This is a genomic window from Trabulsiella guamensis ATCC 49490 (genome assembly GCF_000734965.1).
Taxonomy (GTDB): domain Bacteria; phylum Pseudomonadota; class Gammaproteobacteria; order Enterobacterales; family Enterobacteriaceae; genus Trabulsiella; species Trabulsiella guamensis.
Genome location: NZ_JMTB01000086.1, coordinates 1 through 1,665, shown reverse-complemented (window position 1 = coordinate 1,665; position 1,665 = coordinate 1). Strand labels below are relative to the sequence as shown.

Annotated in this window: 1 protein-coding gene; it reads right to left on the bottom strand. The window is 58.8% G+C overall.

The window, feature by feature from the left end:
- Positions 1 to 1,665: two-partner secretion domain-containing protein (locus GTGU_RS13785; protein ID WP_038158036.1), on the bottom strand; the 1,665-nt coding region annotated here is incomplete at both ends.

The window sequence follows — 1,665 nt, the reverse complement described above, 5'->3', positions numbered from 1 at the left end:
TCTCCGGCGGCGGCTATCTGTCCGCCTGCGTTACCCAGTTGTCCGGTACTGGTCAGCACCATCTGACCTTTTTCTGCACTGATAAGTCCGCTGTCGTTGCTGAGCTGCCCGGTGGTCACGGCCACATTACTGGCGGCGGCAAGCACGCCTTCCCGGTTGTCGGTTCTGCCGGTGGCGTGAACCGAAAGACTCCCGGCGTCAGCGGCCAGTATCTGTCCCTGCCGGTTATCAACGTTCGTGGTGTTAAGTACCACGCTGCCGTTTGCCGCAATCTGTCCGTCACGGTTATCGGTGCTGTGACGCACATCCAGCGCCATCGTTCCGTTGCCGCTCTGGACCAGTTGTCCCCCGCGATTTGAGAGATTATCCGCGTCAATCCGGATACCCTTAGCCGTGGTAGTACTGCCGTCCAGTACCAGGTCACGTCCCTTCAGCGCCAGCGTACCCGATGACGCCAGGCTCCCCCGGTCTCCGGTGAAAGTGGCAGATGTCATCGTGAACGCGCCGTTACCGGCATGGATAATCTCACCGTCCCGGTTATCCAGCGCAGCGGTCTGAAGCGTCAGGTCACGCGCATTTGTGGCAATCGTTCCTTCCCGGTTTTCAATACCGTCCTGATGGCTCAGCATAAGCGCCTGTGTGCCGCTCTGGACAATCTGCCCGCTGTTATTCTGAAGGCGTTTTGCAGACAGACTGAGTTTATCCCCCGCCAGTAAACCGCCATTGTTGTTATGTGTGCCTGCGGTTGAGGCTTTCAGCTCGCTTTCGGCAATAATCTGCGCTCCGGCAGTGCTGAGGCTCTGCTGTTTCGCATTGAGGGTGATATTTTTCGCCTGTGTCCGGCTGCCCGATGCATCCACCCCCTGGCCGGACGCGCTGATGTTACCGCCCGCCACATTCAGGCCGTGCGTTTCAAGCCGTCCTGCTGCGGAAAGGGTTAAATCACCACCGTTACCGGTTTTTCCGTCGGCCGTGATACCCGAGGCCAGTGTCCCGGTGGTGGTGCTGGTGAGACTGGCTGCCTGCACGCGGGTATGGCGCGAGGCTGCGACAGAGCCGCTGTTCTGTACATGCCCGGTTGTGGTTATCGCCGTATCCGATGATGACCAGACGGAGCCACTGTTGGTCACTGATGCATTACCGGCAATTGTCATATTACCTTTTGCGGTAATGGCCCCGCTGTTTTCAATCATACCGTCAGCGGTGAGCCTGACCTCTCCGGCGGATGCGCCGATATGCCCGGCACTGCGCATCCCCACGCCTTTTTCCGTACCGCGAAGACGAATTTTACCGGCATACATCCCACCGACCTGTGAGACATCCAGCGCAAACTGTGGTTTAGCCGTGCCGTTGTCTGCTGAAACGGTTGTCTGTTCATGCGCCGCATCCACCCGGTTACGCCCGGTGGTGACCTTCAGATCATTTGCGTGAAGGGCCGCGTTGACTTTCACGGCGCGGGCAATGATATCGGTATGATCCTGACGCGTGGCGTCCATTCCCTTGCCGCCAATCACAACGTCACCGCGATCAACCTGATATCCGGTGATAGTGCCATTCTGCATCTGCACCGAGCCGGTGGTCAGCGTGGTACGTCCGGCGTTAATAAAGCCGCAGCCGTCACAGGCGATCCCCGACGGGTTCGCAATGACAACCTGGGCTTTCTGG